Raw genomic sequence first — 23,538 nt, 5'->3', positions numbered from 1 at the left:
AATTAACGTAAAAAACCCGGAATACAAAAAGAAAATTCGCATCATTTGTATTTTCCAACTAATCTTGCAAATTAATTTATTTTTCTTATATCAATATTCATTTATCTTTAGTCTTGGTTTTAAGGCGTAATGAATACAGGATTTTTCTTGTCAAAGCGCTGAAACTATGTAAAAAATAGAATACAAATCCGCCAATATTCGCATTTAGGATGAGCGCGCATGGCATAGCAATTGCTTTTCAATCAACATCTCAAATAAAGCTGACACGGATAAATAAGAAGAAATTTATGCAAAATTTACAAAGCATCATGGAAACCGTCAGTGGCTGGGTCTGGGGCCCATATATGCTGGTTCTCATTGTCGGTACCGGTATATTCCTGACTTTCCGCCTGCTGTTCTGGCAGTTCCGCATGTTGCCACTGGCCTTTAAACAGGTTTTTGGCAAACACCCTTCGCATGAAGGTGATATTTCCCAGTTTGGCTCACTCATGACCGCACTGTCAGCTACCATCGGTACCGGTAATATTGCCGGTGTCGCAACTGCCTGTGTACTGGGTGGCCCAGGGGCCGTATTCTGGATGTGGATGACTGCCCTGTTCGGAATGGCAACCAAATATGGCGAAGGTGTACTGGCCGTCAAATACCGAGTTAAAAATGAACGCGGTGAAATGTCTGGCGGTCCAATGTATTACATCGAGCGTGGCCTGAAATGGAAATGGCTGGCGCTGATCTTTGCATTCTTTGGCGCTGTCGCATCTTTCGGAATTGGTAGTTCAGTTCAGTCCAACACTGTTGCACTCGCGGTAGAAAATGGTTTCGGTCTGGAAACCTGGGTTACAGGTATCGTGATTACTGCATTTTCGGCACTAGTGATTCTGGGCGGGATTAAGTGGATTTCTAGAGCTGCCTCTTTCATCGTTCCAATTATGGCGATTGGTTATGTAGCGGGTGGTTTGATCATTATTTTCACCCATCTCGATTTAGTGGGCCCTGCACTGAAAATGATTTTCACCTATGCCTTTACTGGTGAAGCTGCTGTAGGTGGTGCGATTGGTGCGGCGATTCGTTATGGTGTCGCGCGTGGTGTCTTCTCGAATGAAGCTGGTATGGGTTCGGCACCGATTGCCGCTGCTGCTGCAAAAACCGATCATCCTGCACGTCAAGGTCTGGTGTCCATGACCGGAACTTTTATTGACACAATTATTGTCTGTTCGATTACGGGTATTGTCCTGGTAATGGGCTTCATCATGGCCGGCAGTGATTTTGGTGGACAAACCGGTGCTGTTCTGACCGTTTCTACATTTAACAAACTGCTGCCAGGTGTCGGTGGCTGGATCGTGACCTTCGGTATTATCTTCTTCGCCTATTCTACCATTTTGGGCTGGAGCTACTACGGCGAAAAATGTGCCACCTATCTGCTCGGTGAAAAATTTGTATTCCCTTATCGCATCATTTATATCGCTTCAGTATTTATTGGCTGTGTAGCAACACTGGATCTGGTCTGGCTGTTCGCAGACACATTCAACGGTTTGATGGCGATTCCAAACTTGATCGGCCTGCTACTGCTGTCTGGGGTGATCGTGAAAGAATCCAAAGATTTTATTGCTCGCCGTAAATCAGGTGAACTGTATTAATAAAATTTAAAACCCTTAATAAAAAAGCCACTTTCTTAGTGGCTTTTTTATTATTTAAGTTTTCTAAAAATATCAGTTTACACGGCCAGAAAATTCATCGTCATCATCATGAGCTTGATTTAGATTTAAGAACTCTTCACGGTCTGCTTCAATCTCAAGAGCAGTTTCTAGAGATAATACAAAGAATAGTACACCCGGAATTTTCATTTCCCCTTCGGCATTTTCCAGATGTTCACTGACCATTTGGTAAATTGGATTGGCTTCATCAAATGGTACATCGATATAAAGATCACCCGAATAACTTTCAATTACGCCAGGCTGTTCTATCCCCATACAGGGTGCAAAGTTAATTTGGCGTTGCTCCAGCCATTCCATCAGGTTCTGACGTAAATGATAGGACTCAGCATCGGCATTTTCATGTTCATAATTTTCAAAATGTACAAATAATACATCACGGTCTTTTTCACGTGCGATCGCATCGATATGTTTTAAAAGTTGTGGCATGTCAGGTTTCCTATACCCGTGATGAATTTTCTCATTATAGAAGGTATTTCACTTTCATGTAGAAAGGTGAATTCATAAGCGTCATATGCTGACGTAAATCACTGACTTTTTCAGCGAAAGGTCTTGGTTTTCAGTCTCATTCACCGCTATGCTGTAGCCCCCATTCCCAATATTTATTTTCGGAAATTATGGCTAAAGCAAAAAGTGTGTATCGTTGTGAGCAATGTGGAGCCGACCATCCCAAATGGGCGGGTCAGTGTTCTGAATGTGGGGAATGGAACAGCCTGGTAGAAGTCAGTATTGCGCCTGCAACGACACATCGTGCTCAGCCAAAAATTGGCGGCTATGCCGGTCAGGCAGCTGCGATTACCACTTTAAATAAAGTCTCCGTTTCACATGAAACCCGGCTGCAAACAGGGATTGGCGAATTTGACCGGGTACTCGGTGGTGGTCTCGTTACAGGTTCTGTGGTTCTGATTGGTGGTGATCCGGGGATTGGTAAATCAACTATTCTGCTGCAAACCGCAACCCATATGGCAGCAGGCAATAGCTCTGCCCTATATGTGACAGGTGAAGAGTCTTTATCTCAGGTGGCATTGCGTGCCCAGCGTCTGGACTTACCCACAGACCAGTTGAAAGTCATGGCAGAAACCTGTGTGGAACGCATTTGCGAGGTGCTGGCTCAGGAACGTCCTGCTGTTGCGATTCTGGATTCGATTCAGACTTTATATACCGAAACCTTGCAGTCTGCGCCAGGTGGTGTATCACAGATCCGTGAGTCTGCCGCCCTATTGACCCGTTTCGCCAAAAATAGCGGCACTGCCCTGTTTATTGTCGGTCATGTGACTAAAGAAGGTGCCTTAGCAGGTCCGCGTGTACTGGAACATATGGTGGACTGTGTTCTGTATTTTGAAGGCCAGTCGGATTCTCGTTACCGTATGATCCGCGCAGTCAAAAACCGTTTCGGTGCAGTCAATGAACTTGGCGTCTTTGGCATGACCGATAAAGGTCTGCGTGAAGTGGCCAATCCATCTGCCATTTTCCTCAGTCGTTATGATGAAGCGATTCCAGGCTCAATCGTCATGATTAGCCGCGAAGGGACTCGCCCACTTCTGGTTGAAGTTCAGGCTTTGGTCGATGATGCTCATGGCCAGCCACGCCGTGTAGCGTTGGGTTTAGAGCAAAACCGTCTGAATATGCTGCTTGCTGTGATGCACCGTCATGGTGGCGTACAAACATCCGGTCAGGATGTCTATGTCAATATCGTCGGTGGTTTAAAGATTACCGAAACTGGTTCTGACCTGGCTGTACTTTTAGCGTGTGCATCCAGTATCCGGACCAAAGCCTTGCCTCAGCAACTGGCTGTTTTTGGGGAAGTTGGTCTTTCTGGTGAAATTCGTCCGGTGCCGAATGGTCAGGAACGTCTGAAAGAGGCAGTCAAACACGGTTTTAAATATATTATTTTGCCGCGTGCCAATGCACCGCAAAAACCGATTGCCGGTGTGCAGGTCATTGCTGTAGCCCGATTGCATGAAGCCCTGAGTGAAGCCATGAGCCTAAGTGATGAACTCAGTTAGTTTTAATCGATAAATCTTGCGAAAAGCCTAAAAAAATACACATTTTTGATTGAAATCCCCTATAAAGCCTATATAAATAGAGTATTCAAATAAGTTTTTTTCACATAGGAAAATTGAATGGAAGTTCGACAGCGTGGTTTGATTGCAGGTCTTTTAACAGCAGCATTACTGGTTGCTCCTTTAACTGCTGAAGCAAAACGTGCCGGTGGCGGTAAAAGCCATGGTATGCAACGTTCTGCTGCGCCTACTCAATCTTATCAACAACCTCGTCAAGCTGCGCCAGCACAACAGGCTCCAGCCGCTGGTGCTGCAACTCAGCAAAGATCTGGCCCAGGCGTAGGTAGTATGGTTGCTGCCGGTGTAGCAGGTGCTGCAGTGGGTGCCGTTGCTGCCAATGCGCTGGCTGATGACAAAGAAGTACAAGCGGCTTCTGAAGCTCAAGCAGCTCAACAGCAACAAGAGGAAAAAGGTGGTATTCCTGGCTGGATCTGGATCTTGCTTGCTGCCGCTGTTGCCTTCTTCATTTTCCGTAAGATGGGCGCAAAAAAAAAAGTAGCTTCTAATCCATATGCTCCAAATAGTGGTGCTGGTCATTCAGCACCATTTGGTCAGACACCTCCTCGCGGTGGTGACAACACCAATATTTTTGGTCAGAACGTGGGTGGTAGCACGCCAAGCACGAATGCTCCGTTTGGTTCAGCTCCGGTAAATAACGCCCCATTTGGTGCAGCCTATACCAATAGCGGCAACCAGCTTCCGGATGGTACAGAGCCTGCGACTTTCTTACGTGTGGCACGTCAGCGCTTCAACCACATTCAGTCAATGAATACGGCGAGCAACATTTCAGAAATTAAACGTTACCTGACCCCTGATCTTTACCAGTCGATGTATAACGACATTATGGCGAATCAGGATCAGGACGTAGCTGAGTTCTCTAACCTGAATGCAATGGTGGTAGATTCATCGAATGAGAATGGTCAATACGTAATAAGCGTACGCTTCACTGGTACTGTAAGTGAAGACCTGAATAGCCAACCTCAACCATTTGCTGAAATCTGGCACTTTGTCAAACCTGCCGGTTCTCAACAAGATTGGGTGGTTGCAGGAATCCAGCAAGACTAAGTTTTTATCTCATTAATCGTATATCAACAGCGGCTTTCGGGCCGCTGTTTTGCTTTCTGAATCATTGAAAACTATTTAAATTTATTCTTGTTCTCTTTCTATTCATTTTATTGTTATTCCCTTAAACAAATAGCTTAGTTTGCATGTTTTAAGCGCTATCAGTCGACTTTTGTACAAAAGCCAATTTTCAGATTAGCTTTTTTATTTTGAACCTTTTAATCTAGATACAAAGATATTTGAGATACTGACATGACTGAGCGTGTTTCTCCCCCTGCCACGCTGGCAAACCGCGCACTGGCAGGCAATGCCGAAGCCCAATTTGAGCTTGCCGAACTCTATATGCAAAGCGAGCATGACGAAGACATCATGCTAGCCGAAGAGTGGGCATTGAAAGCAGCCAATGGTGGCTGGGTTGAAGCCATGTACTGGCTCGGTGAGGGTTATACGGTTTATGCCAAAGAAATCGCTGAGGAAGACCCAGAAGATTCTAAAGCTCACTTTGAGTTAGCCTATTACTGGTTGAGCAAAGCCAATTTCGAAAAACACCCTGCGGCAACTTTGGAGCTGGCTGGCTTTTACCGACGTGGTGATGTGGTCGAAAAAGATGTCGAAAAATCCATTGCTCTGGTGAAACAAGCAGCTGAATGGGGCGAAGTTCAAGCCATGCGTGATCTTGCCTTTATTTATGCCAATGGTCTTGGTGTGGTCGCTGATGACATACAGGCAGATTACTGGACTAAGAAAGCAGATGAAATTGAGCAAGACATAGAATAAAAAATAAGCCCATCAGATGATGGGCTTTTTTATTTTGTTAAACATTATTCCAACAACCTGAGCTTTTGCTATCAAAGAATTCAACTTCAATATTTGGAGAAATTCCTTTGATTAGTCTATAGATTCTATGACATTCATCCTGGTCTTTAGAATAAGTTGAAATAGCCACTTTAGCCGCAATTTTATTTTTAAAAATTTGTTGGACTAAATGTGACTCTTGCTCCCCTAAACTCCATCCATAAATAACTAGATTAGAATTTTCAGCAATTAAACCTGATAAAACTTCATGAAAAACTGTACTTAAATATGGACTACTTTTTATCGATTCTAATTTCTTAGTACCCGTACCTTCTGCTACAAATAATGGTATTTTTTCATCATTCCATTGTGAAGTAATACCCTCCAATAAACTTTCAAAATCTCCTCTCTGGAGTTTGTTTTCAATATTTTTTGCATTTCTAAAAATAGATAAGTTGCCGTGCTGATAAAAAGCTAAAGTAACTTCTCTTTCTCTACGAATAGGATTTCTTAAAACTTGCCAATTATCTCTAAATAATCCGTTTGATTGAAAACAATCTTTAAATTTATGCCCATCTTCATGTTTATTTCCGTACATTAGAATCCAATAAAGGATTAAGTCATAATGGCTTTGTTGCACAAAGATTTGAAATGCAAAGCGCCCCTAATTGAGCCAAATTTAAGGCGTAATTTGGGTAAGTGGTCGACCTAATTCCGTAAATCGGTTGAGGACTGCTACACGTGCATGAATTTCATTCACCTGACTAGGAAAGCTTCTTGCCATTAATTTATCGCCTAATAATTTGATGCAATGCATCTTGGTTTCCACCAAACTGCGGCGATGATAGCCTGACCATTTTTTCCATAATGTCCTGCCTAAACGTTTAACTGTTCGAAGTAATTCATTTCGCTCTAGCGAGCTACTCTTTCTATCTTTCCATGGTTTCGCATTTTTTCTAGGTGGAATCACCGCATGTGCTTGCCGATCTGCAATGACCTGACGGCATTGCTTGGTGTCATAAGCTCCATCGGTATAAACAGAGTCAATCTGCTCATCTTGTGGAATCTGATTAAGTAAATCACCAAGCACCTGTGAATCACTGACATTATTGGTTGTGAGCTGAATAGCGCGTATTTGTAGGGTTTTGGCATCTATACCAATATGTAGTTTACGCCATTGGCGACGATATTCAGCTCCATGTTTCTTGCGTTTCCATTCGCCCTCACCTAGAAACTTCATGCCTGTAGAGTCTACAAGTAGATGCAGCCCCTCGCTACTTTTTTGGTAGCTGATTGCAATATCAATATGCTTTTGTCTTCTACAAAGCGTACTGTAATCTGGTGCGGTCCAATTTAATCCGCAAAGTTCAATCAGACTTTGCACAAAGCCAGTGACCATACGTAAAGATAGACGGAATAAGGATTTAATCATTAAGCAGCATTGGATAGCTGCGTCGGAGTAGGTTTGATTTCGCCCTTGTTTGCCTTTTGATGGAGCATACCATTGCGTAGCAGGATCAAACCAAATGGCAATATTTCCGCGACTCATGAGTACTCGGTTATATGCGGGCCAATTGGTTGTGCGGTAGATTTTATGTGTAGGCTTCTTCATTTGAAAATTATATCGCTGAAAAAGCCTTTACAGATAGGTTTGTGCAACAAAGCCAGTCATAATTAAGAGAAACTATTGTTCTAAATCGTTTTGTAAATTGATATAACTGAGGTAATTGATCAAATATTTCAGCATGTTCACAATGAACTTCTTTAACAACTTCGATTAAAGCATTTTTAATATTCTTGTAAGCTGAATCAATTTTTGGATCTATTATTCCTAAATGCTTATTTACTAGCTTCGCATGCCAGACTAATCTCAAAATTAACTCAAAATCACATGTATCAAACTCGATAAAAAGTTTAGATATATCCTCATTAAAAAGTTTTAATTTTTCAGCTTCTTCTTTTAAAGAGTCAAAACGAAATTTTTGATGCAGAGCAACACTAGCCCCATTACCAATAATTAAATTGCCATTCTCATAATCATCCTTAATTTCAGCCCATTCCTTAATTGGATATTCGAAGCTGTCCGCCATAGTTTAGTCTCAAATTTTCTTATTAGTCAGATATTAAACAATTTCGGATTGGAACCAAATTAATTTCCAAGTACAATACCCCGCTAGTCGAGGGATGCTGCGACGTTTTACAGGTACAAAATGTAAAAGCGCCAGGCTCGACGATCGGTCCATCTTTTTCTAGACAGACCAACAACGGCATCCGCGAACTGAATGATCAATTATTGTTTTTTATAAGGAGATCGTGATGAACGCGGTTAATGCTTCATTTACAGATTATAAAGTTGCCGATATTTCCCTAGCTGACTACGGTCGTAAAGAAATCAAACTTGCAGAAGCTGAAATGCCTGCCCTAATGGGTCTGCGTAAGCGCTACTCAGCTGCTAAACCGCTTGCTGGTGCCAAAATCCTTGGTTGTATCCACATGACTATTCAAACTGCAGTTTTAATTGAAACTCTGGTTGAATTAGGCGCTGAAGTTCGCTGGACTTCTTGTAACATCTTCTCTACTCAAGATCACGCTGCTGCTGCAATCGCTGCTCGTGGTATTCCTGTATTTGCATGGAAAGGCGAAACAGAAGAAGAATACATGTGGTGTCTTGAACAACAAATCAATGTCAATGGCAAACCTTGGGATGCCAACATGATTCTGGATGATGGCGGTGACTTAACTGCTGTTGTTCACGAAAAATATCCTGAACTGATTGCAAAAATCCACGGTATTACTGAAGAAACCACTACAGGTGTAGCACGTCTTCTGGAAATGTGGAAAGACGGCTCTCTGAAAGTTCCTGCAATCAATGTCAACGATTCAGTAACCAAGTCTAAAAACGACAACAAATACGGTTGCCGTCACTCACTAAACGATGCGATCAAACGCGCAACTGATATGCTGCTTTCTGGCCGTCGTGCATTAGTAATCGGCTATGGTGACGTAGGTAAAGGTTCTGCTCAGTCTCTTCGTCAAGAAGGCATGATCGTACGTGTTTCTGAAATCGATCCAATCTGTGCAATGCAAGCATGCATGGACGGTTATGAAGTGGTTTCTCCGTACAAAAACGGCATTCAAACTGGTAAAAAAGAAGATGTGAACGTTGATCTTCTTCAAAATACCGACCTGATCGTGACTACAACTGGTAACTACCACGTATGTGACGCTGCGATGCTAGATACACTAAAAGCTGGTGCAGTAGTTTGTAACATTGGTCACTTCGATACTGAAATCGATACCAATTACCTACGTGGTTACAAATGGGTTGAAGTGAAGCCTCAAGTACACCAAGTATATCGTTCAGAAAATGAAAACGATTACCTGATCCTGCTTTCTGAAGGTCGTCTGGTGAACCTGGGTAATGCAACTGGTCACCCTTCACGTGTTATGGACGGTTCTTTTGCCAACCAAGTATTGGGTCAAATGCACCTGTTCGCTGAGAAATTTGCTGATCTTCCAGAAGATCAAAAACAAGCAGCGATTCGTGTAGAACTACTTCCTAAGAAATTAGACGAAGAAGTTGCTGCTGCAATGGTTGCCGGTTTTGGTGGTGTTCTGACTCAATTGACTTCAGAACAAGCAGACTACCTAGGCGTACCTGTTGAAGGTCCATTCAAGTCTGATGCTTATAAATACTAATTTTTGATTTCCACCTCACCCCGGCCCTCTCCTATAAAGGAGAGGGAGATTTCCATTGTGAAAATTGTTATAGGGTAAATCTTAAAGACTTTAACTATCACAATGGTAGTCCCTTCTCCCTCTGGGAGAAGGTTAGGATGAGGGTAATCTATAAAATACAAGTATTTATAAAAAGGATTTGAACATGTCTAAACAGATTCCAATTTCTTTTGAGTTTTTCCCGACTAAAACTGATGCGGGTGCGGAAAAACTCAAAGTGGTTCACCAAGAACTGCAACAGTTGAATCCAGAATTCTTCTCTGTGACTTATGGGGCTGGCGGTTCAACACGTGAACGTACTTTATCGACGATTAATGATTTTAACGGTAAAGGCACACCCGTTGCTCCTCACCTGTCTTGTATCGGCGATGACAAAGCGCGTATCGCTGAACTACTTGATTTGTATAAAGCACAAGGGATTGATCGTATTGTCGCACTGCGTGGTGACTTGCCATCTGGTCAGGTGGGCCTAGGTGAATTGCCTTATGCACAGGATCTGGTTCGCTTTATCCGTGAACATTCAGGTGATCATTTCCATATCGAAGTTGCTGCTTATCCTGAAATGCATCCACAAGCAGATAGCTTTGACAAAGACATTCAGCACTTTGTGGATAAAGTAAATGCAGGTGCCAATGCTGCATTGACCCAATTCTTCTTTAATCCAGATGCATACTTCTACTTTGTAGACCGCATTCAGAAAGCTGGAATCGATATTCCGGTTGCGCCAGGTATTATGCCAATTACCAATGCCAGCAACCTGATTCGCTTCGCAGATGGTACAGGTGCTGAAATTCCACGCTGGATTCGCAAGCAACTGGCGACCTATGGGGATGACACTGCAAGCATTAAAGCCTTTGGTCATGAAGTCGTGGTGAAATTCTGCGAACGCCTGATTGCTGGTGGTGCACCGAGCCTGCATTTCTACACCATGAATACCACTGATCCAACCCGTCAACTTGTTAAAGACCTCGGTCTTGCATAAGTAAAATACCTGATTTGAGAGTAAAACTTTAATGCCACGTTTTTTTATTGAAGCTGATTTAGCAGTAGATACCACTGTAGAACTGACTGAAACAGTGTTTCATCATTGGGTTAAAGTTTTACGTGCTCAAGTCGGCGAAAAAGCCACCCTGTTTAATGGACAAGGTGGTGAATATGAAGTTGAACTGGTCGAAGTTTCCAAAAAGTCGGCTGCTGTACAGGTCAATAGTTACAATCCTACTGATCGCACACCTAAATTTAAAGCCTTGCTTGGCCAGGTCATGAGTAAAGGTGACCGCATGGATTATGTGATCCAGAAAGCAGTTGAACTGGGTGTATCTGAAATTCAACTTCTAACCTCTGAACGCTGTGAAATGCGCCTGAAATACGATCGTGATCAAAAGAAACTGGATCACTGGCAAGGTGTAGCCATTGCCGCCTGTGAACAGTGTGGAATGAATATTGTTCCTAAAATTTTAGCGCCAATGTCACTTGAAAAATGGCTGGAAACTGATCTTCCTACTACCAAACTGGTGCTAGCGCCAAATAAAGAAGAAATTGATGTTCTGGCGAATGCCACGCCGGATATTGCCTTGCTGATTGGCCCTGAAGGCGGCTTGAGTGAAGCAGAAATCCTAGCGGCGAATGCGCAAGGCTTTGTTAACTGGTGTATTGGTGAACGTGTCCTGCGTACCGAAACTGCTCCTGTCGTTGCCCTCTCAATTTTGAATTACACTATTTAAACGGTCAAAATTGTAAAATTTAGTTATTAATTTTATTGATTTTTATTTATAAGCGCTCTACTCTTGAGTCAATAATAATGAAACACATATTGATTGATTTAAGAATCATTCAGGCTTGAATAAAAATTAAAATCTAGGATAAAAACCGTTCAGGACGAATACAAGGCACTTAATTATATGATTGATAATCAAGAGGCTTATATCAAAGAGCACTTGCATCGTGCTCAGATTGCGAACACGCTTCGACATAGCCGATATTTTCTGTTAAGTATCATGATTATTTGCCTCTATATTTTCTGTGTTTATCACATTCAATATAGCTCATCGAATAGTTACTTTAATCTCTGGTTTATCCTGACTGAAATTACCGTTAGTATGTGCTGGCTCATCAATACCCTGTATTTTAAGCCTGAACAATATCAACTGAAAAATGCACATTACTGGTTACAGATTCAGAGCCTTGCGGTAGGTTGCTGTAACGCTTCCGGTATTTCTCTGATCTATTATTACTTGCCGCAGGCCAATATCAATTTTGATGAAATAGAAGCACTTACTCTATCAGCCTTGCTGTTAATCGTGACTCAAGCTTTTGGTCTGACTTATTTAACCCAGAAGCTCAGCTACTTTTCACTGGTATTTTTACCTTCATTGGTACCCTTTTTACTCTTTCAGTTTTTTCATATCTCGGGTGCCAATCCGGTCTTTGGCTTGGCCCTAAATTTTGCAGTCATTGTGATCCTGCTCTGTGCCAATAGTACCTATCGTATTCATACCCGTACTTCCCGCCTTTATGCAGAAAATGAATTGCTGGTCAGCAATGCCGAACAGCAGGTCGCCTGGACGGATGAACTATGCAAACAGCTACAAACAGAAGTCAATAAATCCAAAGATATTGAACTGGAGCTACAGCTCAGCAACCAGTTACTGGAACAGAAAGTTCGTGAACGTACTTATGATATTGAACAGATAAATATTGATCTGAAAAACCAGCAGCAAAACCTTGAGCTGACTCATGAAATCGCCGGTATCCGTCCATGGGACTGGAATATCAAAGACCGCAGTATTTTGCTAACCAACCATAAAGATGAGAAGGTACAACGGAAATCCAGTGAGCATCATCTACAATTACAGCACATGATCCATCCTGATGATCTGGCTGCATTCAAAAGTAATATGAAACAGCATTTGCGTGGGAAAACTGAGCGCTATGAAGTAACTTACCGGATTCAGCAAGCACCGGGAGTCTGGAGCTGGGTACATGATGTAGGCCGGGTGATCAGTCGCGATCCCGAAACTCACCGTCCTTTACGCATGGTGGGAATTTTGCGTGATATTCAACAGGAACGTAGTTCTCAAGAACGCCTGAAACTGGCAGCCAGTGTAATTGAGCAAGCAGCTGAAGGGATCTTCATCCTAAATGATGAATTACGTTATATCGAAGTGAACCCTTATTTCGAAAATTTGTCCGGTTTTGAACGTAATGACATCTTGGGTAAATATCTATTTGATATTACTGCGAGTCATAAGTCACAGCAGCGCAGCATTCATTCCAATATCATCAAACAAGTTGTGAAAATCGGTTCTTTTGATGGCGAACTGAGTGAGAAATTCCTGTCTGGCAAAGAGATGCCACTCTGGCTACATATCAATGCGATTACTGATGATGAAGGTCGTATCACCCACTATATCGGCATTGTTTCTGATCTGACTGAGCGTAAATTACAGGAACAGCGCCTGTCTTATCTGGAAAATTATGACACGCTGACCGATTTGCCAAACCGCTTTTACTATAACTACCAGCTGCATCAATATCTGATGACGCAAAAAGATTCCATCAAGAAAATTGCGGTGATCCGACTCAATATCGATCGTTTCCGTCCATTGAATGAATATCTGTCTAATAATGGCGGTGATGAGCTGTTGCGTCAGGTGGCACAACGCTTACGTCTGACCAATGCTGAAGCCCTGTTTGTGGCCCATCTAAATGGCGATGACTTTGCAATTTTGTATGAAATCTCGCATATTCGCCCATCTGTACAGGAACACTGTCAACGAATTGCTGAAGCCTTCCAGGCTCCTTTCCATATTTTCGGCCAAGATTATGTGATTACCCTGTCGATGGGTGTAGCCTTCTATCCGGATCATGGTCGTCAGTTAGACTATTTAAATAACTGTGCAGAACAGGCGCTGAGTGAAGCCAAAAATCTCGGCGGGAATACTATCCATTTCTACTCCAATGAAAATACAGCTTTGCTAGAGCAAGGAATTTTCATTGAACGTGATCTGCGTAAAGCCATCCAAAATGGCGAACTCGTAGTCTACTATCAGCCGAAAATTAATTTCAATGACCAGCACATTTATGGCTTTGAAGCTTTAGTGCGCTGGAAACATCCAGAAAAAGGCATCATCCCACCGGGCCTGTTTATTCCTTTAGCCGAACAGACCAGCCTGATTTCCGAGATCGGCCGTCTAGTGATTCAGCAAACTGCCAAACAGATTCGTGAATGGAATGATCTTGGCTTTCATAATATCTGTGTCTCTGTGAATATCGTGGCACAGCAATTGCGTCGTGGTCAGTTACTTGATGATCTGGATCAGGCCATTAGCGAAAACCAGATTTCTGGCACCAGTCTGGAACTGGAAATTACTGAATCTTCACTGATTGAAAACTCTGAATCTGTCAAAAATCTGCTGAACCAGATCAAGCAGCGCCAGATTAATATTTCTTTAGATGACTTTGGAACCGGTTATTCTTCTTTATCCTATCTTGCCGATTTTCCTATTGACATTCTCAAAATTGACCGCAGTTTTGTCTCTAAAATTGGCGAACATAAACAGGAAGCGATTGTCAGTGCCATGGTCGCGATGGGTAAAGCCATGGGCATGACTGTCGTCGCTGAAGGTATTGAAACTGAAGAACAGCTGCAATATCTACGTGATTTAGATTGTGATATTGCCCAAGGCTACTTCTTCTCCAAACCATTGCCTGAACTGGAAGCAACTGCATATTTAGAACAGAATCGCGTTGCTGAAACTTATATATATCAAGTCTAAGTCTATATCTACCTCGAATAAGATTGTCGCAAAAATGGTCGACTTTGACTGGGCTAAGTGCTTAACAAATGTTATATTCAGAGCCATAAATGCAATTTTTTACCCGCTTTCTGGGTAATCTTTACAACGATAGAGATACAGATGGACGAACAATCTTTAAAGCAGCAGGCTCTTTACTATCACGAATTCCCTACTCCAGGAAAAATCAGCGTTACACCAAGCAAACAATTGGTCAACCAACGTGACTTAGCCCTTGCTTACTCGCCTGGCGTTGCCGCACCATGTCTTGAGATTGAACGCGATCCTTCAACAGCTGCACTTTATACCGCACGCGGTAACCTGGTTGCAGTGGTCAGTAACGGTACAGCAGTTCTTGGTTTGGGTAATATTGGCCCACTTGCGTCTAAACCAGTCATGGAAGGTAAAGGCGTACTGTTCAAAAAATTTGCGGGTGTTGATGTATTCGATATCGAAATTGCTGAAAATGATCCAGACAAGATTGTTGATATTGTCGCTTCTCTAGAACCCACTTTTGGCGGGATCAACCTGGAAGATATCAAGGCTCCAGAATGTTTCTATATTGAACAGAAACTTCGTGAACGCATGAAAATTCCTGTGTTCCACGATGACCAGCATGGTACTTCAATCATTGTAGGTTCTGCTCTTCTTAATGCTTTGCAATTAAACGGCAAAAAAATTAATGAAATCAAGATCATTGCTTCAGGTGCCGGCGCTGCTGCCCTGTCTTGCTTGAACTTGCTTTGTGCTCTTGGTGCGAAAAAAGAAAATATCATCGTTGCTGACTCACGTGGTTTATTAACAACTAAACGTGAAGGTCTGGACGAATCTAAAAAAGCATATGTACAAGACATTGATGCCTCTCAGATCGGTGACGTGATTGCAGGTGCAGACATGTTCCTGGGTCTTTCTGCAGCCGGTATTCTCACCAAAGAAATGGTGAAACTGATGGCTAAAGATCCAATTATCTTTGCCTTGGCGAACCCAGATCCAGAAATTTTGCCTGAACATGCACACGAAGTTCGTGATGATGTGATCATGGCAACTGGCCGTTCTGACTATCCAAACCAGGTGAACAACGCACTGTGCTTCCCTTATATCTTCCGTGGTGCATTAGACGTTGGTGCCACCACCATTAATGAAGAGATGAAAATTGCCTGCGTACACGCAATTGCACGCATGGCACATGTAGAAGCAGATGCTGCATCTTATGGTGAAAAATCAGTTTCTTTCGGTCGTGATTACCTGATTCCTGGTCCACTGGATCAACGTCTGATTCTGGAAATTGCGCCTGCAGTTGCACAAGCTGCAATGGATTCTGGCGTAGCAACTCGTCCTATTCAGGATTTCTCGGCATATCGTCAACGTCTATCTGAGTTTGTTTATAACTCAGCTTTCATGATGAAACCAATCTTTGCACAAGCCAAAACAGATCCTAAACGTATCGCTTATGCAGAAGGTGAAGACCTGCGTGTACTTCGTGCTGCACAAATTGCAGTGGATGAAGGCTTAGCTAAACCGATTCTGGTCGGTCGTCCAGCAGTCATCGAAGCCAATATCAAGAAATTGGGCTTACGTCTTGAAGATGGTGTCAACATCACCATCGTGGATCAAGAAAAGAACCCGGATTACGAAAAATTTGCAGACGACTATTACAACCTGATGCAACGTAAAGGTGTAACGCCTGAATATGCACACCGTGAAGCGCGTCGCCGTTCTACTTTGATCGCTGCGATGCTGGTTCGTCATGGCATGGCGGACGGTATGTTATGTGGTACTTACTCAAGCTACGACATCCATCTGGACTTTGTCAGCAATGTCATCGGCAAACAGGATGGCCATAATACCTTCTTCACCTTAAACGCATTAATGCTGGAAGAGCGTAACCTGTTCATCGCAGATACTTACATCAACCGTAATCCAACGGCTGAACAGCTTGCTGAGATGACGATTCTGGCTGCTGAAGAAGTGCGTCGTTTCGGTATTACACCGCGTGTTGCCCTACTTTCTCACTCTAGTTTCGGTTCAGACCAGCACGATGCCAGCGCACAAAAAATGCGTCGCGTATATGAAATTCTTTCTGAAACTGCACCTGAGCTTGAAGTTGAAGGTGAAATGCATGGTGATGCAGCATTAGACGAAAATATCCGTCAGTTTGCATTCCCTAATTCTCGTTTCAAAGGTTCTGCAAACCTGCTGATCATGCCAAATCTGGATGCAGCCAATATTTCGTTTAACCTGTTAAAAGCAACTTCAGGTAATAACGTGACCATTGGTCCTATCCTGCTTGGTGCTGCGAAACCTGTTCATATCCTGACACCAACTGCAACGACTCGTCGCGTAGTGAATATGACTGCATTAACTGTTGCTGAAATTCAGGAAGCAGAGAAAAACGCGCTTTAAGGAATGTACGCATCAGCGTAACTTCTTGACTTGAGAAAACCTCTATTCTGTAGCATGATGCTTGTAAGAATAGAGGTTTTTTCATGCAAGTTTATTTAGTAGGCGGTGCAGTTCGGGATCATTTACTTGGACACCCCTATCACGAAAAAGATTATGTGGTTGTCGGCGCGACGCCGGAACAATTGCTTGCTGAAGGTTTTCAACCTGTTGGCAAGGACTTCCCTGTTTTTCTTCATCCTGAAACCAAAGACGAATATGCTCTGGCACGTACCGAACGCAAGTCTGGCTATGGTTATCATGGTTTTGAATTTTATACCGATATCAATGTCACCTTGGAAGAGGATCTGATCCGCCGTGACCTGACCATCAATGCCATGGCCATGGATGATTCAGGCAAGATTTATGATCCTTATGGTGGTCAAAAAGATCTGGCTGATCGTGTACTGCGTCATGTATCAGAAGCTTTTGTCGAAGATCCTTTACGTGTTTTAAGGATTGCCCGCTTTGCTGCGCGTTATCAACATCAGGGTTTTAGCATTGCAGAAGAAACGTTAGTGCTGATGAAGCAGCTGGCGGAATCGGGCGAGCTTAATGCATTGACACCTGAGCGGGTCTGGAAAGAAACCACACGCGCACTGATGGAACAAGATGCAGATGTGTATTTTGAAGTATTACGTAGTTGTGGTGCTTTAAAAGTACTGTTCCCGGAACTGGATGCCTTATATGGCATTCCGCAACGTCCTGAATATCATCCTGAAATTGACTGTGGTATTCATACCATGATGTCTTTACAGCAAGCTTGTCGCCAAAATTATAGTCTGGATGTACGTTTTGCGGTTCTGGTTCATGACCTTGGTAAGGCATTAACCCCTGTGGAAGAATTACCACGCCATATCATGCATGAAGAACGTGGGATCAAACCGGTGAATGAGCTGTGTGAACGCTTAAGAGTTCCAACTCATACCAAACAGCTGGCGTTGGCTGTCTGTAAAGAACACTTAAAATGCCATCAGGCTTTTAACTTAAAACCTGGCACGTTATGGCGTTTATTGCAGCGTCTAGATGTATTGCGTCGTCCTGAACGTGTTGAAGCTTTTGTACAGGCCTGTGAATGTGACTCTCGCGGCCGCTTGGGGTTGGAAAATCGTGCTTATCCTCAGGCTCAATATGTGCTGGATGCCATGCAGGTCGTACGTAGCATTAAAGCTCAAGATTTGCCTCCAGAGATTCAAGGTCCGGATATTGGTGAAATGCTGATTGAACGACGGATTGCAGCTCTGGCAGAACTGAAAGAACAGCACAGTGCTATACTTTAAACATCAGGCTCCTTCGGGAGCCTTTTTAATATCTCAAATCTCACTCATCTCGATTTTCTATATAAATAGCAATAATTCTTTGAAGCTATCATGTAATTTCAACACTTAAGCAAATTAAATATTGATTATGATTGATATTATTTTTAGCTAAGACCATGTCTAATGACTTATCTCATCCGTCCACTGGATCTTGAAAAAGACCTGCATGACGTTCATCAACTCACGATTCAGCTTGGCTAACCATCTACGCTGGAAAATATCAAACAGCGTTGGGAGCATCTCCATCAAGACAGTCATTATCAAACACTGGTTATAGAACAGGATTTACATGTGATCGGCTATGCAGGTTTTATTCAGGAATAGACCTGAGAATTTGACGGTGGATATTTAAGGATTCAGGCTTTTGTAATTGATCAGGCCCATCGTGGAAAAGGCGTTGGCAAGCAACTGATGGCTGCTATTGAACAGATTGCAAAAGAACAAGGCTTCAAGATGATTCAGCTCAACAGCGGAAATCGCGAAGAACGCTACCCTGCACATGCCTTTTATCAAGGACTAGGATTTGACACTTACAGTATTGGATTTCGTAAGCATCTGGAATGATCAGCCAGTCATAACCAGCTGATCAATCGTAGATTTAATTTATGAAATTTCAGCAGGGAAAGTAATCACTTTTTCTAATTTCATCTGATTGGTTGCAATCATCAACAAGCGATCAAGACCTAGGGCAATACCCGAACATTCCGGCATTTTCGGCAATGCCGCCAGCAAATATTCATCAATCGGCATGACATGCAAGCCAAGCGCTGCCCGTTCTGCATTATCTGCTTCAAAGCGGGAACGCAAAACTTCAGCATCCATCAGCTCATCATACGCGTTGGCCAGTTCCAGTCCTTCGATATACAGTTCGAAACGTGCCGCAACCAGCTCCCCATCTTCATCGATTCTAGTTTTAGCCAACGATGCCAGTTCCGGTGGAAAATCTGTCAAAAATACAGCCGTATCGAAACCCAGGCTTGGCTCGACCATATGCGAGAATAAAAGGTCGATATACCCTAAACGGTCATCACCCAAGTCCAAATTGAGACCTACCCGGCGACAGCAATCTTTGAGTTGCTGCAAAGTGGCCTGTAAAGGATTGAGATCCAGGCGATCCATAAAGGCATGCTTATAGCTGAGTACAGTGGGACGGATTTCCCCAAAACGTGCCTTAAGTGTCACATTTAATAAATCTGTCACTTCAAACATCAGATCTTTCAGACTAAAGCCCGGTCGATACCATTCCAGCATGCTGAATTCACTGTTGTGCTTACGGCCGTGTTCATCATCCCGAAACACTTTACAGACCTGGTAAATCGGCCCACTACCACTAGCCAATAAACGTTTCATGGCAAATTCGGGTGAGGTCTGTAGATAATGTGTGCCGAGCTTGCCCATGACATGACGCTGGGCCTGAATCGAAGCCAGATGCACATCGGTCACACCAGCCTGAGATAAAATCGGGGTTTCCACTTCCAGCACTTCACGTTCAGCAAAAAACTGACGGAGCTGGGTATACATATTGGCACGCGCTTTAATAGCTTTTAAGTCACAGGTCGGTTGATAAGATACTGTTTGACTCATGCCTTTGGCCCTCCATGAGCGGCCCATTCACGGCGTAAAGGATAAGTCTTGCGTAAATGATCAAATGCTTTCTGATCGACTTTGCCATCTTTTAAACAAGCACGCAGATTGGCATCATCACGGGCGATATCATAGATCTGGGTTAAATGCTGTTGTAGCGCCAGTTTTAAATCCTGATCCTGGAAAAACTGTACACAGACAGGCAACTGGCTTTCAAACTGCTTATTAATCTCAAAGCCAAAAGTCTGGCAAAATGCCTTGTAAATCATTTGAGTACCGCGTGCCTTACCTTCCAGACTATAACCTGCAATATGCGGCGTCACCAAAGTAATCAGATTCAGCAGCTGTTCAGAAATTTCCGGTTCATGCTCAAAGACATCCAGTACAACCTGACGTTGAGTTGCCTGAATATCGGTAATTAGTGCCGCTTCTTCAATAACTGGCCCACGCGCTGAATTAATTAAAATGGCTTCTGGCTTCATTTGTCCAAGAGCATTAGCATTAATTAAATGATAAGTCGGATGCTGATCTGTTTTGGTTAAAGGTACATGAATGGAAATAGCATCTGCGGTTTTTAGCAGTTGTTCAAATTCAACCTGATGAACCTGATCGCGCTGTACAAAGGGATCGTAGGCAATCACATTCCAGCCCAGCAATTTGGCCATTGTTGCTAAACGCGAACCGACATTTCCTAGACCAACAATGCCCAAGGTGAATTCTTTATTTGCATTGATCAATTGGGGTTGTAAATATAATAGAGCCGTAATCACATATTCAGCTACCGCCTGTGCATTACAACCGGGTGCATTGCTCCAGCGGATGTTCTGTTGTTCTAGTGCAGCAATGTCCAGATGATCTGTACCAATGGTGGCACTGCCGACGAATTTAATCTGACTATCCTGTATGAGTGCTGCATTGACTTTGGTCACGGAACGGACCAATAAAGCCTCTGTATCTTTTACATCTTCTGCAGTGAGAGTTCTTCCTGCACGATGCTGAATATCGCCAAATTCTGCAAAGAAATAATCGGTAAATGCCAGATTTTCATCTGCGACAATTTTCATAATCTGTTCCAATGACTGAATCTATCTATCATACCGCGTCAACCGGAATGTGACTATTTTCACTCAAGTTTTAGATGAATTCTTGCAAACATAGAGATATAAAAAATGCCAAAGTCAAACATCACTTCGGCAAAGGAGTGTAATTGGAGTAAGAAAATGATGCAGGGTTAGGCGATTGAAAGCCATACCCTGCACGAAAAAGTTTCCTTTTTTAATTGGAGAATGCAGCAATACCTGTTTGAGCACGACCTAGAATCAAGGCGTGTACATCGTGTGTACCTTCGTAAGTATTGACCACTTCCAGGTTCACCAAATGACGAGCTACACCAAATTCATCAGAGATCCCGTTACCACCCATCATGTCACGCGCTAAACGGGCAATGTCTAAAGCTTTACCACAGTTATTACGTTTGATCAGTGAAGTGCCTTCAACTGATGCAATGCCTTCATCTTTCATACGGCCAAAACGTAATGCCACTTGCAGACCCAACGCAATTTCAGTTTGCATGTCCGCCAGTTTTTTCTGAACCAGCTGATTCGCAGCCAATGGACGACCAAACTGTTTACGATCCATGGTGTATTGATGCGCTGTATGCCAACAGAATTCAGCTGCACCCATCGCACCCCAGGCAATACCATAACGCGCACTGTTCAGACAGGTAAATGGACCTTTTAGACCACGAATTTCCGGGAACGCGTTTTCTTCTGGAACAAAAACGTTGTCCATCACGATTTCACCGGTGATCGAAGCACGTAAGCCAACTTTACCGTGAATCGCTGGTGCAGAAAGCCCTTCCCAGCCTTTTTCTAGAATAAAGCCACGAATGTCACCGACATTGCCTTCAGGAGACACTTCTTTTGCCCAAACCACAAAGACATCCGCAATCGGACTGTTGGTAATCCACATTTTCGCGCCAGTCAGACGGTAACCACCATCGACTTTTTTGGCACGTGTAATCATGCTGCCCGGATCAGAACCGTGATCCGGTTCAGTCAGACCGAAACAACCGATATATTCACCGGTCGCCAGTTTTGGCAAATATTTCTGTTTCTGTTCTTCAGAACCAAATTCATTGATGGGTACCATCACTAACGAACTTTGTACGCTGGCCATTGAACGGTAACCGGAATCCACACGTTCCACTTCACGAGCAATCAGACCATAGCTGACATAATTTAAGCCGGCACCGCCGTATTGCTCTGGAATGGTTGGACCCAACAGACCGAGTTCACCCATTTCACGGAAAATAGTGGGATCAGTTTTTTCATGGCGGAACTGTTCTAGTACACGTGGCATCAGCTTATCCTGACAGTACGCATGCGCGCTGTCACGGATCATGCGTTCTTCTTCAGTCAGTTGCTGTTCCAGTAAGAATGGATCCTGCCAGTTAAAATAGACTTTGCTGGTTTTTTTCGTATCGACCATTTGATTCATAGTATTCCCTGCCAATCCTTCATCTATCTATTAGATGATGCTGTTTTATCCTTCAGAGTGACTCTAGGCATGAATCATGACTTGTTCAAACAATAAATTTGCATGCAGCTATGCACTTTACGCATACCTTATATAAGTTGCTATTTCTAGAAATTATTTGTTTAGCCAATTTGCCTATTTTTTATACCAAAGTCGTATAGTAGTATAAGAGTGATATACCATTTATTGATATCTGACCATTTTAAGTTCAAGGATGAACAGGTGCGTAGAAAAATACCTTCCCTGCAAGCACTAATCTGTTTCGAATCTGCTGCACGCCATGCCAGTTATACTTATGCAGCGCAGGAACTGTTTTTAACTCAAAGTGCAGTTTCACGCCAGATCCAGCAACTGGAGGAGTATTTAGGCACAGCTTTATTTACCCGTACGCGGCATGGTGTAGAACTCAATCATGCTGGACAACAATATTTAAAGAGTATCACTCCGCATCTCAAAGGACTGGAACAGTCAACCCTAGACGTCATTACGCATCAAGGGCGCGGCGGTACTTTAAAACTGGGCGTAGTGCCTACGTTTGCGACTCGCTGGCTATTACCTAAACTCCAGAGCTTTAATCGACTCTATCCTGAAATTACGGTACATCTGGAAACCAGCACCCGCCCTTTTCTGTTTCAGGAACAGATTTTCGATGCTGCCATTTATGCAGGAACACCTCAACAGGTTGAACAATGGCCGGGTACACATAGCCATTTTCTAATGCATGAAGATGTAGTTGCTGTCTGTGCGCCTGATCTGATTCAACAGTATTTTCCCAATGCACAGAAGATTAATGATTACAGCTATGACTTAAGTGCTGAACAATTGGTTCAACTTCCTTTATTACAGCAAACCACCCGGCCGAATATCTGGGAAGACTGGTTCAAGTTACATCAGATCCAGCATCCGAATCCTTTGCAGGGGCAACGACATGAACTGTTTTCTATGCTCGCTGTAGTGGCTAGCCATGGCATGGGAATGGCCTTAATTCCACAAATGCTAATTGAAAAAGAATTAAAGCGGCAGGAATTGGTGCTGGTATCCAGCAAGACCTTAGAAAGGAAACGAGGCTATTATCTGGTCCATTCCAGCCAAGAAAGCTCACCGCTGATTGAAAAATTTGTTGCATGGATACAACAGGAAATTCAAGGCAGCCTTCCCTCTGAGTCTGAGCTATAAACCCCAATGAATAGACAATAAAAAACCCCGATCATTGATCGGGGTTTTTCGTATCTGGCGGAAGCGGTGAGATTCGAACTCACGGAGGGGTATAAGCCCTCGTCGGTTTTCAAGACCGGTGCATTAAACCGCTCTGCCACGCTTCCATGGCCGCCATCATATAAATATTTCTGTTTCTTGGCAATAAATTTTCGCAAAACTTCTGTAAAAATCAGTTCATTCAGTCAAAAATCAGACGAAAATTTTAGAGTAGATAAAATTTTATACACAGAATCTTGGTGCTGATATTTTTATTTTCAGAATGAATTTAGCCTTAATA

At 43.1% G+C, this 23,538-nt stretch carries 20 protein-coding genes and 1 tRNA gene; 12 read left to right on the top strand and 9 right to left on the bottom strand.

Features of this window, described 5'->3' with window-relative positions:
• Positions 1–287 precede the first annotated feature (287 nt).
• Positions 288–1,634, top strand: coding sequence for an alanine/glycine:cation symporter family protein (locus AC4MCD_RS04325; protein ID WP_005236738.1), 1,347 nt, complete (start codon positions 288–290; stop codon positions 1,632–1,634).
• Between the two features lie 72 nt (positions 1,635–1,706).
• Here AC4MCD_RS04325 and AC4MCD_RS04320 read toward each other — a convergent pair whose 3' ends face one another.
• Positions 1,707–2,138, bottom strand: coding sequence for a hypothetical protein (locus AC4MCD_RS04320; protein ID WP_491876631.1), 432 nt, complete (start codon positions 2,136–2,138; stop codon positions 1,707–1,709).
• Positions 2,139–2,326: 188 nt separating this feature from the next.
• Between AC4MCD_RS04320 and radA the strand changes: the two genes are divergently transcribed.
• From radA to AC4MCD_RS04305, 3 genes are all read left to right on the top strand, one after another.
• Complete coding sequence (radA, locus tag AC4MCD_RS04315; protein ID WP_419365413.1) at positions 2,327–3,715, top strand: DNA repair protein RadA; 1,389 nt, start codon at positions 2,327–2,329, stop codon at positions 3,713–3,715.
• 117 nt (positions 3,716–3,832) lie between these two features.
• On the top strand, positions 3,833–4,837 hold the full coding sequence (locus tag AC4MCD_RS04310; protein WP_419365414.1) for a Tim44 domain-containing protein: 1,005 nt from the start codon (positions 3,833–3,835) through the stop codon (positions 4,835–4,837).
• Positions 4,838–5,086: 249 nt separating this feature from the next.
• Positions 5,087–5,611 carry a tetratricopeptide repeat protein gene (locus tag AC4MCD_RS04305; protein ID WP_005236742.1) on the top strand — a complete coding sequence of 175 codons (525 nt, stop codon included), beginning with the start codon at positions 5,087–5,089 and terminating at the stop codon, positions 5,609–5,611.
• A gap of 37 nt (positions 5,612–5,648) precedes the next feature.
• Here the strand turns inward: AC4MCD_RS04305 and AC4MCD_RS04300 are convergent, their stop codons facing one another.
• The 3 genes from AC4MCD_RS04300 to AC4MCD_RS04290 all read right to left on the bottom strand — a co-directional run bounded on the left by AC4MCD_RS04300 (position 5,649) and on the right by AC4MCD_RS04290 (position 7,719).
• Positions 5,649–6,227 carry a DUF4917 family protein gene (locus AC4MCD_RS04300; RefSeq protein WP_491876630.1) on the bottom strand — a complete coding sequence of 193 codons (579 nt, stop codon included), beginning with the start codon at positions 6,225–6,227 and terminating at the stop codon, positions 5,649–5,651.
• An 81-nt stretch (positions 6,228–6,308) separates the two neighbouring features.
• On the bottom strand, positions 6,309–7,241 hold the full coding sequence (locus tag AC4MCD_RS04295; RefSeq protein WP_419365521.1) for an IS5-like element IS17 family transposase: 933 nt from the start codon (positions 7,239–7,241) through the stop codon (positions 6,309–6,311).
• A 7-nt stretch (positions 7,242–7,248) separates the two neighbouring features.
• Positions 7,249–7,719 carry a DUF4917 family protein gene (locus AC4MCD_RS04290; RefSeq protein ID WP_491876629.1) on the bottom strand — a complete coding sequence of 157 codons (471 nt, stop codon included), beginning with the start codon at positions 7,717–7,719 and terminating at the stop codon, positions 7,249–7,251.
• Between the two features lie 226 nt (positions 7,720–7,945).
• Between AC4MCD_RS04290 and ahcY the strand changes: the two genes are divergently transcribed.
• The 6 genes from ahcY (at position 7,946) to AC4MCD_RS04260 (ending at position 17,882) form a co-directional block, all read left to right on the top strand.
• Complete coding sequence (gene ahcY / locus AC4MCD_RS04285; protein WP_491876628.1) at positions 7,946–9,328, top strand: adenosylhomocysteinase; 1,383 nt, start codon at positions 7,946–7,948, stop codon at positions 9,326–9,328.
• Positions 9,329–9,512: 184 nt separating this feature from the next.
• The gene (metF, locus tag AC4MCD_RS04280) at positions 9,513–10,349 is read left to right on the top strand and encodes a methylenetetrahydrofolate reductase [NAD(P)H] (RefSeq protein ID WP_284879109.1); all 837 of its coding nucleotides are present in this window, start codon (positions 9,513–9,515) and stop codon (positions 10,347–10,349) included.
• A 31-nt stretch (positions 10,350–10,380) separates the two neighbouring features.
• Positions 10,381–11,091 (top strand): 16S rRNA (uracil(1498)-N(3))-methyltransferase, encoded by a 711-nt coding sequence (locus AC4MCD_RS04275; protein ID WP_491876627.1) that lies wholly within the window; start codon positions 10,381–10,383, stop codon positions 11,089–11,091.
• A 177-nt stretch (positions 11,092–11,268) separates the two neighbouring features.
• A complete protein-coding gene (locus tag AC4MCD_RS04270; RefSeq protein WP_491876626.1) occupies positions 11,269–14,145 on the top strand; it encodes a putative bifunctional diguanylate cyclase/phosphodiesterase in 2,877 nt (958 codons plus the stop codon).
• A gap of 141 nt (positions 14,146–14,286) precedes the next feature.
• Complete coding sequence (locus AC4MCD_RS04265; protein WP_491876625.1) at positions 14,287–16,566, top strand: NADP-dependent malic enzyme; 2,280 nt, start codon at positions 14,287–14,289, stop codon at positions 16,564–16,566.
• 83 nt (positions 16,567–16,649) lie between these two features.
• A complete protein-coding gene (locus AC4MCD_RS04260; RefSeq protein ID WP_004784716.1) occupies positions 16,650–17,882 on the top strand; it encodes a multifunctional CCA addition/repair protein in 1,233 nt (410 codons plus the stop codon).
• Between the two features lie 159 nt (positions 17,883–18,041).
• Here the strand turns inward: AC4MCD_RS04260 and AC4MCD_RS04255 are convergent, their stop codons facing one another.
• Positions 18,042–18,167 (bottom strand): hypothetical protein, encoded by a 126-nt coding sequence (locus tag AC4MCD_RS04255; RefSeq protein ID WP_419375306.1) that lies wholly within the window; start codon positions 18,165–18,167, stop codon positions 18,042–18,044.
• Between the two features lie 108 nt (positions 18,168–18,275).
• On the opposite strand from AC4MCD_RS04255, the gene AC4MCD_RS04250 reads away from it, so the two are divergent.
• The gene (locus AC4MCD_RS04250) at positions 18,276–18,485 is read left to right on the top strand and encodes a GNAT family N-acetyltransferase (protein WP_491876841.1); all 210 of its coding nucleotides are present in this window, start codon (positions 18,276–18,278) and stop codon (positions 18,483–18,485) included.
• A gap of 39 nt (positions 18,486–18,524) precedes the next feature.
• Here the strand turns inward: AC4MCD_RS04250 and epmA are convergent, their stop codons facing one another.
• The 3 genes from epmA to AC4MCD_RS04235 all read right to left on the bottom strand — a co-directional run bounded on the left by epmA (position 18,525) and on the right by AC4MCD_RS04235 (position 22,004).
• A complete protein-coding gene (epmA, locus tag AC4MCD_RS04245; protein ID WP_419365424.1) occupies positions 18,525–19,505 on the bottom strand; it encodes an EF-P lysine aminoacylase EpmA in 981 nt (326 codons plus the stop codon).
• Positions 19,502–20,569, bottom strand: coding sequence for a 4-phosphoerythronate dehydrogenase (locus tag AC4MCD_RS04240; RefSeq protein ID WP_491876624.1), 1,068 nt, complete (start codon positions 20,567–20,569; stop codon positions 19,502–19,504). Before AC4MCD_RS04240 ends, epmA begins: the two co-directional genes overlap by 4 nt.
• 211 nt (positions 20,570–20,780) lie before the next feature.
• A complete protein-coding gene (locus AC4MCD_RS04235; RefSeq protein WP_419375303.1) occupies positions 20,781–22,004 on the bottom strand; it encodes an acyl-CoA dehydrogenase in 1,224 nt (407 codons plus the stop codon).
• A gap of 261 nt (positions 22,005–22,265) precedes the next feature.
• On the opposite strand from AC4MCD_RS04235, the gene AC4MCD_RS04230 reads away from it, so the two are divergent.
• Positions 22,266–23,219 (top strand): LysR substrate-binding domain-containing protein, encoded by a 954-nt coding sequence (locus AC4MCD_RS04230; RefSeq protein ID WP_491876623.1) that lies wholly within the window; start codon positions 22,266–22,268, stop codon positions 23,217–23,219.
• A 55-nt stretch (positions 23,220–23,274) separates the two neighbouring features.
• On the opposite strand, the gene AC4MCD_RS04225 is transcribed toward AC4MCD_RS04230, so the two are convergent.
• A tRNA-Ser gene (locus AC4MCD_RS04225) sits at positions 23,275–23,365 on the bottom strand.
• Positions 23,366–23,538 lie beyond the last annotated feature (173 nt).

Source organism: Acinetobacter sp. CAU_H_78, assembly GCF_058599365.1.
The sequence above is the reverse complement of the archived record's forward strand: the minus strand, read 5'-3'. Positions and strand labels throughout refer to the sequence as shown.